At 73.6% G+C, this 13558-nt stretch carries 9 protein-coding genes; 4 read left to right on the top strand and 5 right to left on the bottom strand.

Translation table 11 applies throughout. From position 1 onward, the window contains the following. Positions 1–16 precede the first annotated feature (16 nt). The 3 genes from ACFZBB_RS12210 (at position 17) to ACFZBB_RS12200 (ending at position 2832) form a co-directional block, all read left to right on the top strand. On the top strand, positions 17–739 hold the full coding sequence (locus ACFZBB_RS12210; RefSeq protein ID WP_391120461.1) for a VTT domain-containing protein: 723 nt from the start codon (positions 17–19) through the stop codon (positions 737–739). Continuing rightward, entirely contained in the window at positions 736–1338 is a 603-nt protein-coding gene (locus tag ACFZBB_RS12205; protein WP_391120459.1) for a phosphatase PAP2 family protein, read from the top strand. The genes ACFZBB_RS12210 and ACFZBB_RS12205 overlap by 4 nt, the downstream gene beginning before the upstream one ends. 75 nt (positions 1339–1413) lie before the next feature. Further along, entirely contained in the window at positions 1414–2832 is a 1419-nt protein-coding gene (locus tag ACFZBB_RS12200) for a hypothetical protein (protein WP_391120457.1), read from the top strand. 111 nt (positions 2833–2943) lie between these two features. On the opposite strand, the gene ACFZBB_RS12195 is transcribed toward ACFZBB_RS12200, so the two are convergent. The 5 genes from ACFZBB_RS12195 to ACFZBB_RS12175 all read right to left on the bottom strand — a co-directional run bounded on the left by ACFZBB_RS12195 (position 2944) and on the right by ACFZBB_RS12175 (position 12581). Then, positions 2944–3690, bottom strand: coding sequence for a phosphotransferase (locus ACFZBB_RS12195; protein WP_391120455.1), 747 nt, complete (start codon positions 3688–3690; stop codon positions 2944–2946). Between the two features lie 76 nt (positions 3691–3766). Beyond that, positions 3767–8695: a DNA repair ATPase gene (locus tag ACFZBB_RS12190; protein ID WP_391120453.1), complete on the bottom strand. Its 4929-nt coding sequence runs from the start codon at positions 8693–8695 to the stop codon at positions 3767–3769. A gap of 11 nt (positions 8696–8706) precedes the next feature. After that, entirely contained in the window at positions 8707–10830 is a 2124-nt protein-coding gene (locus ACFZBB_RS12185; protein ID WP_391120451.1) for an SPFH domain-containing protein, read from the bottom strand. A gap of 210 nt (positions 10831–11040) precedes the next feature. Further along, positions 11041–11754 (bottom strand): hypothetical protein, encoded by a 714-nt coding sequence (locus ACFZBB_RS12180; RefSeq protein WP_391120449.1) that lies wholly within the window; start codon positions 11752–11754, stop codon positions 11041–11043. Positions 11755–12035: 281 nt separating this feature from the next. Then, entirely contained in the window at positions 12036–12581 is a 546-nt protein-coding gene (locus tag ACFZBB_RS12175; protein WP_355336395.1) for a YceI family protein, read from the bottom strand. 98 nt (positions 12582–12679) lie between these two features. On the opposite strand from ACFZBB_RS12175, the gene ACFZBB_RS12170 reads away from it, so the two are divergent. Further along, positions 12680–13270 (top strand): MarR family transcriptional regulator, encoded by a 591-nt coding sequence (locus ACFZBB_RS12170; protein ID WP_355336394.1) that lies wholly within the window; start codon positions 12680–12682, stop codon positions 13268–13270. The last annotated feature ends 288 nt before the right edge of the window (positions 13271–13558 follow it).

The raw sequence follows: 13558 nt of genomic DNA, 5'->3' as shown, positions 1-13558 counted from the left end.
GGAGGGCCCCACCGTCATGCCCCTGCCCGCGCTCGATCAGGCCGTGAACGTCCTGGACGCGACCTCCCTGCTGTCGTCCTTCGGGGCCATCGGCATCGCGGTCATCATGTTCGCCGAAACCGGCCTGCTCATCGGCTTCTTCCTGCCCGGCGACTCGCTGCTCTTCACCGCCGGGCTGCTGTGCGTGCCCGGCGCCTCCGATGTGGTGCATCTCTCGCTGTGGCAGGTGCTGCTCGCCGCCGTGGCCGGGGCGCTGCTGGGGGCGCAGACCGGTTACGTGATCGGACGGCGCGGCGGCCCCGCGCTGCTGAACCGCACGAAGAACGCCAAGCTGCACGAGGGCGCGGCCAGAGCCGCGGAACTCCTCGAACGGTACGGCCACGCCAAGGCCGTCGTCCTGGCCCGCTTCATCCCCATCGTGCGCACGGTGCTCAACCCGCTCGCCGGGACGCTGAACGTGCCGGTCCGCACCTTCACCGTCTGGCAGATCGCGGGCGGCGCCGTCTGGACCGTCGGCCTGGTGCTCGGCGGCTACGGGCTCGGCTCGTCGATCCCGCACGTGGACACGTACCTGCTGCCGATCGTCGCGGTGATCGTGGTCGTCTCGCTGGCGCCGCTGGTCCTGGAGGTACGGCGCAGCCGCCGCAACGGCGCGAAGGCCGCCGACGCCGACGCCGTACCCGCCGCGTCCGCCCCCGCCGTGAAGACCCCCGCCGCCTCTGACCCGGAGCGCCCGTGACCTCGCAATTCGACGCGGGCCTGTACCGCTGGATCACCGACCTCGCGGGGCGCACCCCGCAGCCCGTGGACGACACCGTCCGCTTCTTCAGCGACTACGGGCTCGGCCTCTTCGCCGTCCTGATGCTGATCGTCTGGTGGCGGGCCCGCCCCGCCGGGTCCGCCGCCATGGCGGCGGCGCTGTCCGTGCCGTTCACCGTCGTGGTCGCCTTCCTCGTCAACGACGGGGTCAAGGCGGTCTTCGACGAGCAGCGGCCCTGTCAGACGCTGCACACCGTCACGGTCGAGACGTGTCCGGCGCTCGGCGACTGGTCCTTCCCCAGCAACCACTCCGCCATCGCCGCGGCCGCCGCCGTCGGCCTGCTCTTCGCCGACCGGCGCCTGGGACTGCGCCTCGCCGTCCCCCTCGCCCTCCTCATGGCCGCCTCGCGCGTCTGGATCGGCGTCCACTACCCGCACGACGTCGTCGTCGGCCTCCTCGTCGGCGCCCTCGTCGCCTGGCCCGTCTCCCTCCTGGCCCCCCGCGCCGCCCCCGCCGTCGACCGCCTCCGCGCCACCAGACTCCGCCCCCTGGTCCACGCCCTGCGTCCCGCCGAGTAAGGCAACCCCCTGGCGGAAATTTCCGTCTACACGCCTGTAGTCGCTCACTTCCCGTTCGGCGAATCGAGGCCCGGCGTGCCGGAGCGAACAGAGGCAGCGCGCGCGACGCTCTGGGCGGGGGCCGTGTGCGTCGGCTTCCTCGCCCTCCAAGCGGCCCTGGTGGTGCCGGGTACCGGCCTCGCGTGGGACGAGACGGTCTACACGAGTCAGGTCAGCGGCTCGGTGCCCGCCGCGTTCTTCAGCGCCCCGCGCGCCCGCGGCATCTCCTTCCTGGCCGCGCCCGTGGCGGAGTTGACGTCCTCGATGACCGCGCTGCGGGTGTGGATGGCGGTGCTCTCCGCCGTCGGCCTCTTCCTCGCGCTGCGCGTGTGGCGCGGCCTGGTGCCCGCGCCGGTGCTGGCGCTCGCGGGCGGGCTGTTCGCCACCTTGTGGATCACGGTGTTCTACGGACCGCAGGTGATGCCCAACCTGTGGAGCGCGTACGGGGCCCTGGCCGCCGTCGGCTGCTTCCTGCGGGCGGTACGCGACCCGGCCGACCGCTGGGCGCCGGTCGGACTCGCCGCGGGCGTGACGGTCACCGGGCTGATGCGACCGCCGGACGCCTTGTGGCTGCTGGCCCCGCTGGCCGTGGCGGCACTGTGCGTCCCCGGCGGGCGGCGCCCGCTGGTGTGGGCCGCGCTCGCGGCGGGCGCCGTACTCGGCTGCGGCGAGTGGGTGATCGAGGCGTACGCGCGGTACGGCGGCCTGTCGGAACGGCTGAGCCGGGCCAGTGCCATCCAGGGCGGCACCGGCTGGAACTTCGCCGTGGCCGACCAGATCAGGGCGCTGGACGGACGCGCGCTGTGCCGTCCCTGCGACGTGCCCTGGCGGCACCCCGTCACAGCCGTCTGGTGGTTCGCGCTGCCGCCGCTTGCCCTGCTCGGCGTCTGGGCCCAGCGGCGCGCCGGCGCGCTCCTCCCGCTCCTGGTCGCGTCGTCCCTGGCCGTGCCCTACCTCTTCCTGATCGGCTACGCGGCGCCGCGCTTCCTGCTGCCCTCGTACGCGCTGCTGGCGATCCCCGTCGGCCACGGGCTCTGGCGGCTCCTCACGTGGCGGCCCGCCCTGAGCGGCCTCGTCGTCCTCGCCCTGTGCGGGCACGTGGCCGTGCAGATGTCGGTGACCGTCCACGACGCGGCCGGCAATCGCGCGATGCGGCGAGCGTACGAGTCCGTCGCCGTCGCGCTGCACCACGACGGTGTACGGCCGCCCTGCGTGCTGACCGGCGACCACGCCGTGCCCCTGGCCTTCTACGTCGGCTGCGCGTCCCGCCAGGTCGGTGGGCCCGACGCCAGCATCAGCCCTTCCGGGCTGGTGGCCGCTGCCAGGACCCGACCCGTGGCCGTCCTCGTCCCCCCGTCCGCCCACCCGCCCCGTTACGCCCGCCGCTGGCCCTCCCGCGCCCTTCCTTCCTCCCCCTCCTTCCGCGCCTACCACGCCTATCTCAGCCCCCCGTGACCCCGCGCTGACGCGGGGCCGCCTTTCCAGGCGCGGGGAACCGCGCGGCGCGGCGGAACGCCGTGCGCGGCTGGCGGACTCGGGGGCCTGCGTACGGGGCTACATGCGGGGCTACATGCGGGATTTCAGGACGTCGACCTCGCACCCCGGGGCGAACGGGTCGAAGCCGTGGGCGGTCAGCCAGCGGACTCCCAGGAGGGCGCGCAGGGACCACCAGGCGCGCAGGGCGTCGAGGTCGACGTCGGTGCCGTAGCCGGCGAGGAGGTCGCCGAGGTGCTCCTCGTGTCCGAGGGTCAAGGTGGCGAGGTCGAAGAGGGCGTCGCCCCGGCCCGCCTCCGACCAGTCGATGATGCCGGTGACCTCGGCGCCGTCGACGAAGACGTGATCGATCTGGAGGTCGCCGTGCGCGAACACCGGCGTCCACGCCCGGAGCGCAGCCTCGGCGACCCGGCGGTTGCGGGTGACCAGGTCGGCGGGCAGGACACCGCTCGTCACCAGCGCCTCGCACTCGCCGTCGAGTTCCACCGCCAACTCGCCGGGGTCGCGGCGGCGGCGGCCGGGCCAGGGCGGCAACGGCGCGTCGTGCAGCCGCCGGACGGCGGCGCCCGCCGCGGCCCACGCGGCCGGGGACGCGGGCGACGGCTCACCGAGGCGGCCGAGCGCCGTGCCCCGGACCGCGGCGAGCGCGAGCACGGGCGGCTCGCGCCACAGGACCTCCGGGGTCGGGACCGGCGCCAGGGCCATCGCCTCGACCTCGACGTCGGTACGCGCCTGATCGGCGTCCACCTTCAAGAACACGTCGCCGACGCGCAGGGTCGCGCGCTCGGAGTGGGCGACCACCACATTGACCTCGTCCATGGGCGGCAGTATCCGGGGGGAGGGCCCCGGCGTCACCGGATTTGCCGCGTGGGCCGACGCGGCCGACCGCGTCCCGCTACCCCACGGCCGTACCGCCCCCCGCGTAGGCGGACCTGATGGCGGACCACCGGGCCGCCTCGGCGGGGGTGAGCCGGTCGCGGAGGGCGGCGAGGTGGAGGAGGGCGGATTCGGCGCCGGAAGCGAGGGTCTGGGCCTCGGCGCGGTAGTGGTCGTCGATGACGGCCTCCAACTCGGCTTCGTTCATGGCGGGTTGGATACGGGCGGCGAGGCGGGACATCGTGCGGTAGGAGCCCTGGAGGAGGAACGGCGGCTCGGTGCGCGAGGCGTCGGTGCGGGCCGCGGACGCGATATAGGCGGCGTTGACGGCCAGCACGGTGGCACGGGCGCGCAGCAGATGGCGCAGGACGGCCACGATGTCCTCGCGCTCGGCGGCCGGATAGGGGTGGGCGAGGTCGTCAGCGCGGGCGGTGGGGTCGTCCTCGGCGAGCCGGATGAGGAGTTCGAGGTCGCCGCGCTCGCGCCCGGCCAGCGGCGCGAGCGTCTCGTTGGCGGTGAGCGCGTTCTCCACGTAGCTCAGCGCGAAGAGCGCCTCCCTGCCGGTCAGGACGTCACCGAGGTTCCAGACGTCGGCGCGGTTGGCGAGCATGTCCGGGACGCGGAAGAGGCGGCCGGACTCGGTGTACGGGTTGCCCGCCATGCAGACCGCGAACCGCTTGCCCCGCAGGTCGTACGTGCCCGCCGCGCCCTCGACGCGGCGCTGCGCGTCGCACAGCGTGATGAACTTCTGGAGGAGCTCGGGCGAGGTGTGCTGGATGTCGTCCAGGTAGAGCAGCACGTTGGAGCCCAGCTCCAGCGCGAAGTTGATCTTCTCGACCTCGCGGCGTGAGGTGGCGTCGGGGGCGCGCTCGGGGTCGAGCGAGGTGACGCCGGTGCCGAGCGCGGGCCCGTCGATGGTCACCAGGGCGAGGCCGAGCCGCGCGGCCACGTACTGCACGAGCGAGGTCTTGCCGTAGCCGGGCGGTGACATCAGCATCAACAGGCCGCCGGACGGGCCGAATTGGCGGGCGAGGTTGTCGCCGATGAGCGGCAGCGACACCTCGTCGAGCAGCCGGTTGCGGACGAAGCCGGTCAACGGCCGCGGGCGGTAGGCGTCCAGGTCGAGGCGGTCGCGCTCGGCGGCCACCACGGAGGTGCGGTGCCGCTGGTAGGTGCGGTAGGCGGGGACGTCCTCGGCCCTGAACCGCCGTACACGGGTGAGGGTTTCGTCCAGGCGTACGGCCATCCGCCGCGCGGTGATCCGGGGGTGGGTGCCCAGCAGCCCGGTCACGGTGGTGCCGACGGCGGCCTCCGAGGCGTAGACCGCGAGGTCGGGACCACAGACGAACGCGGCGGCGGCCTCGGCGAGTTCACCATCCGCGGCAGAGACGGAAGAGACGGAAGAGGCCGAAGAGACCGAGGAGCTCGTGGCATGGGCGCCGAGCCAGCCCGTCACGAGCTGCCAGCGCGCGCCCAGGTCGTCGCCGAGCGCCCCGAGGTCGTCGAGGAACTCCTTGTTCGGCACGCCCTGCGCGCCGCCGAGCGCGGAGACGAACCGCTCCCGCAGCGCCCGCGCCTCGGCGCCGCCGACGAAACCGGTCCGGTCGGCGGCCAGTTCGGCCACCAGGTAGTCGCCGACGGGCGTCCCCTCCCCCACCGCGCCGATCCGGCCGAGTCCGGCACGGGCCGCGAAGTCCCGTACGGCGGAGTCGAGTTCGGCAGCCAGCTCGGTCAGCGCGGGCACGGCGGCGGCGGAGTCCCCGAAGGCGGACGCGGCTCTGCTCAGCGAGCGGGCCCTGGTGGTCCAGGCCAGGCGGGCGGCCGGGACGGCGCCGTGGGTCCAGAAGAGCTGGGCCAGGGCCCGGTCGGCCGCGGGGTGGCGGAGCAGGCCCGCGGCCGTGTCCAGCTCGTGCAGCGCGGTCAGCAGCAGTGTCGCGTCGTGGTCGTGGACACCGCGCTCGTAACCCTCGTCGAGCCGGGCCGCGGCGGCCTCCTTGACCAGCGCGGGGATGTCGGTCAGAGCGCCGGGGGCGTCGAGCAGCAGGGTCGCGGCGAGGTATTCGGCGCGGTAGAGGTCGGGCGACTCCGAGACGACCGGGCGGTCCCAGAAGCGGCGGGTGGCCGCGAAGGCCGGGTCGGCGACCGGCACGAGGTAGTCGGTGCCCGAGATGGTGAAGGCGAGGCCGTCCGCGTGCGGGACGAGGGCGAGTTCCAGCGGCTGGGTGTTGACGGCGAAGCGGTGGCGGCCGAGCCGGATCACCGTGCCGTCGGCGTCGTAGAGGTCGAGCCGGTCGCGCAGCGAGCGGCCCGCGTCCTGCCGGGCCGCGGCCAGTGCGGCCTCGGCCTCCGCGGCCCGCGCCGGGTCGCCGAGGTCCCGCAACTGCGCGGCGATCCGCCGGTGTTGGGCGGCCATCGGGTCGGACGCGAAGTAGGTGTTGACGTCGTCAAGGCTGGGCAGCGCGGCGGCGCGGCGCCGCACCCCGGCCAGGACGCGCTCGGCGGAGGCCGCCAACCGCTGGGCGCGCTGGGCGCGTTCGTCGGCGAGCGCCTGCTTGCGGGCGGCGAAGGTCTGGTGGATCTCCTCGCGGCGCTCGTCCAGGGCCGCGAGCCGGGTGTCGTCGGCGGCGAAGCGCGTGGTCAGGTTCTCGATCCTGACCAGCAGCCGGCCGAGCTGTTCCTCGCAGCTCTCCGGGGTGTCGGCGGCGGCCAGCGCCCCGCTGACACTCTGCGCCAACAGCGCGCTCTCGGCGGCGAATTCGCCCTCGGACTCGGCGGCGGCCAGCTCCCTGCGGCGGCCGTCGAGGACGGCCCGCGCCTGGTTGACGGCGCCGAGCACGTCGGCGACGGCGGCCAGGATGCGGGTGCGGACGGTCGCGTCGTCGATCTCCAGGGTGCCGACGATCTCGGTGACGGTGGCGAGCCCGGTGGCCTGCTCGTCCAGGACGGCGGCGACCTCGGCCGCGTCCGCCGCGGCCCCGATGGCCTCGGCGTCGGCGGCGGTCGCGGCGACCCTGTCGCGGTAGCCGTCGAAGGCGTGCTCGTCGGCGAAGTACCCCGCCGCGCGGCGCGCGGCGTCCGCCAGGTCCTTGGCCAGGCTCGCGGTGAGCGCGTCCAGGCGCTCGGCGTCGACGTACCTCATCTCGCGCAGGGACATCAAGTGGCCCTGCGCGCGCCGCAGTTCGGTGAGCCGTTCGACCCACTCGTCCGCGGATTTCACGGCCTCGCCGCGCGCCTGCCGGACGAGGACGGCGATACGGGCGGCGCTCTCGTCGACGGCGGTCGCGGCGCGCGCGGTCAGGTCGCGTACCCGCGCGTACTCGGCGAGCACCTGCCGTCCGGTGTCGCGGACCTGGGCCAGCGGCGCGACCAGGTCGCCGGAGGCCGCGTCCCCCGAAGCGGAGTCCTCCTCGATGTCGCCGAGCCAGTGGTAGCGGTCGAGCACCCGCTCGCACTCGCCGACCAGCGCCTCGTAGCCGGGCAGCGCGGGCGCGGCCTCCAGGGCCAGGGCGGTACGGGCCACCGACAGCGTGTCCGCGACGGCCCGCACCAGGTCCGGGTTGCCGATCCGCTCCAGCGGGCCGCCGCCCACCGGCTGCGCGGCGGCGTAGGCGTCGGACAGGAACGGCGTCTCCCAGCGCTGCACCATGTGCACCCGGGCCGCCTCGCCGCCGTCGGCCGGGCGCAGCGTCAGCAGCGTGCCGTCCTCGTACAGCGCGGCGCCCTGGACGTGCAGCGGCGCCGCGGCCTCCTTGCGGATGAGGTTGTACGGCAGCAGCAGGCGGCGGCCGTCTGCGGCGAGGAAGACGTACAGCACGTCCTCGCCGTTCGCGGACCGCACGATCCGCTCGAACTCCAGCTCCTCCGGGCCGGTTTCGTACGCGCGGGTGCCGCCGGTGGCGAGCGCGTAGCCGCCGGGGAAGACCACGCCCTGGTCGTCGGGGAGCCGCAGGCACGCCTGGCCGAGGGCGTCGAGCCGTTCGATCTCGCCGGTCCTGGTGTTGACCGCGAAGTGCCGGTCGGCGTCCTCGCGGTACGGCCGGACGCGCAGCAGCACCAGCGGACCGACGGTGGCGTAGGCGACGTCGGCGTCCGCGAGGGCCTGGAGCGCGTCCTCGACGGGCTCCTCGTACGACGCCTCGTCGGCGCCGATGGCGAGCGTGCCGCCGGAGGTGGCGACGGTGACGGTGCCGCCGTCTGCCGCCGTCAGCGCGAGGTGCGGGTCGCGCCCCGCGACCTGGTCCTCGCGGGTGACGGCCGCCCAGGTGACGGTGTAGACGCCGCCGTCGGAGTCGGCCCACTCCTCGCGCGCGGTCCCCTCGTACGCGCAGCTCCCGTCGGGCGCGACCCGCCAGCCGACCACGCGGACGTCGCCGACGCCGGGCCCGGTGCTGAAGACCGCGAGCAGCCGCCCCTCGGCGACGCGCAGCCGTAGCAGCCGCGTCTGCCGGTAGTAGCGGTACAGCTCGCCGAACTCCCGTACGAACACGGGGTCGTCGAGCAGCCCAACGGGACCCGCGTAGCCGCCGCTCGCACCGCCCTCGCCGCCCGCACGGCTCTCGCCGCTCGCACCGCCCTCACCGACCGACGCCGCCGGGAGCGCCTGGAAGACGTCGCCGACCGAGGTGACCTCCGGCGGGTTCGAGGCGAAGAGCAGGTACGGGCCGACGGCGGCCACGTCCGCCGCCTGCGCGGGGTGGGCGGTGCGCAGTCGCTCGGTGCCGTCCAGGCGCAGCTCGGTGGTGCCGAACACCTCCTGGCGGCGGGAGTTGAGCGCCCCCGCCCGGTCCGCGAGCAGCCGCGCGGACGCGGTGAGCCGCGCGCGCAGCACCTCGTACGCGTCCCCGTCGAGCCCGCCCGCGGCTGACCCGCCCGCCGGGCGCGGCCCCCCTGAGGCCGCGCCCGGCGAACTCTCGGGTGCCGCGCCCCGCGACTCCTGCGCCCCGCTCACGCCCGGCCCCCTCACTTCTTGACGAGGCCGTTGGCCGAGGAGGCCGCGGGCTGGGCGTCGGGCGCGGCACCGCGCAGAGCGCTCAGCGGCGCGTCAGCCAGGCCCAACGACCGTGCCTGGTCGAGGAGTTTGTTCAGCGAACCCGCCTGGGGACCGCCCTCGGCGATCAGACGGCCGAGCACCGCGGAGACGGTGAGGTTGGCGACGTCACCGGACCCGAGCGAGGACAGCACGCGCGTGGCGTCCTCGGTGAAGCTGTTGCCCGAACCGTCGAGCCAGGTACCCGCGAGCGTCTTGACGGTCTCGGAGTTCGCCACGAAGTTGTCGACGCTGCGCCCGGCCGAGACCGCGCCGAGCAGCTTGTCGAAGAAGACGCTGTCGCCGCCGACGATCTGGATGTCGGCGTGCTCCAGGCCGGTGGCCAGCACCTTCGCCTGCGCCTCCGCGATGGAGCGCTGCGTGTCGAGCCCGGCCATGCGGATGTCCTTCTCCGCGGCGAGCCGCAGCCGGTACTCCTCGTGGCCGCGCGAGGCGTCGTCGAGCGCCGCCATCGCGGCGGCCTTCTCCGTCAGGCCCTCGGCCTCCGCCTTCAGCTTCTCGCCGATCATCGCCGCGTCGGCCTTGGCCTGCGCGGTCGTGCCCTCGGCGTTGGCGAGCGCCAGCAGCCGCGAGCCCTCCGCCTCCGCCTTGAGCCGGGCCTCGGTGGCCTCGGCCTCGGCGTGACCGACCTTGGTGATCGCCTCCGCGCTGCGCTCGCGCACCTCGACCTCGGCGAGCCCGGCCGCCGCGGCCTCCGCCCGGATGCCCTCGGCCAGCCGGATCTTGGAGGCGGCGTCCAGCTCCGCGGCCTGCTTGCGGGCCTCGGCCATGGTCAGCGACTCGCGCGCCTTGTGGTGCGCGGCCTGCTCGGACGCCTCCGCCGCCTTGATGTCCTTGACGAGCTGCTCCTGTGCCTGCGCCTCCGCGGTGATGATGAGCGCCTGCCGCTCGCGCTCGGCCTCCTGCACCAGCCGCAGCGCCTTGATCGACTCCTCCTGCTCGGCCACCGTGCGGTCGACCGCGATCCGCTCCCGGATGACGTCGGCGACCTCGCGGCGCTCGGACTCGACCTCCTTCTCCTTGGAGATCCGGGACAGCTCCGTCTCCCGCTCGCGGGCGATGACTTCGAGGACGCGGTCCTTCTCGATCCGCTCGTTCTCCACGGCGATGACCCGCTCGCGGTTCTTCTGCGCGACCGCTATCTCGCGCTGCTGGTTCTCGCGCTGGACGCCGAGCACTTCCTCGGTGCGGATGAACGCGCCCTGCGCGCCCAGCCGTTCCTCCTCCTGCACGCGGGCGGTGGCCGCCTCTTCCTTGGCGCGCAGCGTCTCGACCTCGCGGCGCTGCTTGATCTCGGCCTCGGCCTGACGGCGTTCGAGCTCCAGGATGGTCTCGCGCGCGTCGACGTTCTGCCGGGTGATCTCCTTCTGCTCGGTGCGCTGGAACTCGTTGGTGCGCACGTGCTCGATCGCCGTCAGCTCGGTGATCTTCCGGATACCCTGCGCGTCCAGGATGTTGGCCGGGTCGAGCTGCGTCATCGGGGTCTGCTCAAGGAAGTCGATCGCGCAGTCTTCCAGGTGGTAGCCGTTGAGGTCGGTACCGATGACCTGGATGATCCGGTCGCGGAAGTTCTCGCGGTGGGTGTAGAGGTCGACGAAGTCGAGCTGCTTGCCGACGGTCTTCAGCGCCTCGGAGAACTTCGCGTTGAATAGCGTCTGCAACGTCCCCTGGTGGCTGGCCCGTTCGGTGCCGATCGCCTGCGCGACCTTGATCACGTCCTCCTTCGTCTTGTTGACGCGGACGAAGAAGGTCAGGTGGATGTCGGCGCGGATGTTGTCCTGGCAGATCAGGCCCTCGCGGCCGGTCCGCTGGATCTCGATGGTCTTCACCGAGATGTCCATCTGCTCGGACTTGTGCAGGACGGGCAGCACGACGGCGCCGGTGAAGGTGACGTCGACGTGCTTCGCCTTGGAGATGATCAACGCCTGGCCCTGGGCGACTTTTCGGAACAGCCGGCTCACGGTGAACAGCGTTCCGAGGGCGATGAGCAGAAGCACTCCGAAGAGCACGCCGATTCCGATAGCGGTGGCATCCATGGCAGATCCTCAGGTTCTACGGGTCTGGTGGTGCAGGGACGATGTGCCGCCGTACGGCGGGGTGGTGCCGCGCGGCGAGGCGGACCGGCCGAAGTGGTCCGGCCGGCGGGGACGTTCAGGCGGGGGGTGCGGACGGGCGGGCGCGGCGAGGCGTCGCGGCCCTGAGGCGGTGAAGCCTTCGGGCGTCGCGGCCTTCAGGGGTTGAACCGCTCAGACCGTCGCGGGGCCGATGCGTTCGTAAGGGTCGAACGGCGCGACCCAGAAGAACTCGCCGTCGGGCTCGTACGCGTAGATCAGTGCGGTGCTGCCCGCCGCGTACCTGTCCTCGCCGCTCTGCCGGACCTGGACCACCGCGGTGGAGCCGTCCGGCGAGGTGACCTCGGCCTGGCCGAAGGCGCCGGTGACGCGTCCGGTGCGGATCACGCAGGGCTGCCCGACGAAGTCCTCGCGTGAGGGCGGGCGTTCGTGCGGGAAGAGCCGTCGCAGCGGGCGGACCAGCACCCAGGTCAGTGACCAGGAGCCGATCACGGCGCCGCACAGGACGGCGAAGGACAGCAGCGTACGCACCAGGCCCGGCAGGTCGGCGCCGTCGAGCGCCGCGGAACCGGCCAGGCTCAGGAACCAGGCGAGGGCGGTGAGCAGCGAGAAGACGACGGTGACGGGCACGCCGTCCAGTCCCGTGGCGGCCAGCAGGCCGCCGAGTCCGCCGTGGCCCTCGTGGCCGCCGTCCGGGGCGTCGTGCGCGTGTGCGTCGAGGCCGCCGTGTCCGGCGCCCCCGAAGTCGGCGTCGGGGCCGTGGTGTCCGGGTCCGTTGGCATCGGCCCCCCCGAGGAGCACAACGAGCCAGAAGCAGACCACGACCACCAAGGCCCCGCCGAACAGGACGGTCGGAAAGCCGAGAACGATGCCGGTGAACTCCCCCATCCCCAACACCTCCCCCCTGTGCGGCTCTCCCCCGCCCCGCGATGATTGTCGCAGTCCGGGAACCTTTGTCGCACTGCCGGTTCCCGGCAGTCTTCACCGCGTCTACACGTCCTGAACCGACCGCAACCGAAACGGCTCCGGCCGCCGTCCGCGCGGAGTGACCCGTACGGAAGGCGGCCGGAGCCGTGAAATACGCCGTGCGAAGGCGCGAGAACGCGTGATCTGCCGTGCTGCGGAGGCGCGAGCCGCCGTGCCGTGCGAGGAGCGGGCGCGGGGGGGCCTCAGCCCTGGGCGGCCTCGATCTCCAGGGCGATGCGGATCTTGTCGCTGACGGCCGCGCCGGCGGCGCCGCCCGTCACGCCGAAGTCGCTGCGGCTGATCTCGGTGGCGGCCGAGAAGCCGGCGATGGCGTGGCCCTGGGGGGCCGTGCCGAAGCCGTTCAGTTCGAGCTGGAGGGTGACGGTCTTGGTGACGCCGTGCAGCGTCAGGTCACCGTCGACCTCGAACAGCTCGGAGGTCTTGGGGCGGATCGCGGTGGAGGTGAAGGTCAGCTCCGGGAACTTCTCCACGTCCAGGAAGTCCGCGCTGCGGACGTGGTTGTCGCGCATCTCGTTGTTGGTGCTCACCGAGGTGGTCTTGATCACCGCGGAGACCTTCGAGTCCACCGGGTTCTCGGCGGTCTCGATGGTGCCCTCGAAGCTGTCGAAGCTGCCGCGGACCTTGGAGACACCGAGGTGACGGACGTAGAAGGAGACATCGGAGTGGACCGCGTCGATCGTCCACTTGCCGGCGACGTAGCCGTCGATCACTTCGGTCTGGGAGGACATGTGGGGCTCCTTGAGCGGTGAACCGGGGTATTTGATTGAGCGCTCACCCACCATAACGCCATGGTGTTGAGAGTTCAACCACCCGTATGCTGGTGGGCATGGACGATGTGCGCTGGCTGAGCGACGACGAGCAGGAGATCTGGCGTGCGTATATGACCGCGAGCGTGGAGTTCTCGGCGTATATCGACCGCCAGCTCCGCCGCGAGTCCGGCATGCCCATGGCCTACTACGAGATTCTGGTGCGGCTCTCGGAGGCGTCCGGACGCAGCCTGCGGATGAGCGAGCTGGCGGAGGCCTCGCAGTCCTCGCGCAGCCGCCTCTCGCACGCGGTGTCCGCGCTGGAGAAACAGGGCTGGGTGGTGCGCAGCCCCGCCGACTGCGACCGGCGCGGCTGGGTGGCGACGCTCACCGACGCCGGGTTCGCCGCGCTGGAAGCGGCGGCCCCCGGGCATGTGACGGCCGTCCGCGAGCACCTTTTCGACGTGCTGACCCCCGAGCAGCTGGCCACGCTGCGCGACGCGGGCCGGGCGATCAGCGCCGGGCTCAAGACGGAGTGCGAGGAGGCCCGCTCGGAGGAGGACCGGAGCTGCCCGACGCAGGAGGCGGAAGCCGCCGAAGTGGCCGCCGCCCGCGCCGCCGGAGCGGCCGCGATACCCACCGGCGCGACACCGCCCCCGCCGGCCGCGTAGCCCCGGCCCGCGCGTCGGCACACCAGCCACGGCAGCGCACCCGCCGAACCGTCCCGCCCGCGCGTGGCCACGGCCGCCGCGTCGGCACACCAGCCACGTCAGCGCACCCACCGAGCCACCCCGCCGGTCGAGCCGTCCCGCCCGCCGGGTGGCCACGGCTCTCGGGCAGGCGTGCCCGTCCACGTCAGCGCACCCGCCGCGTCGGCACACCAGCCACGTCAGCGCACCCACCGAGCCACCCCGCCGGTCGAGCCGTCCCGCCCGCCGGGTGGCCACGGCTCTCGGGCA

It is taken from the genome of Streptomyces sp. NPDC008139 (genome assembly GCF_042957025.1).
In the GTDB taxonomy this organism is placed as follows: Bacteria; Actinomycetota; Actinomycetes; order Streptomycetales; family Streptomycetaceae; genus Actinacidiphila.
The sequence above is the reverse complement of the archived record's forward strand: the minus strand, read 5'-3'. Positions and strand labels throughout refer to the sequence as shown.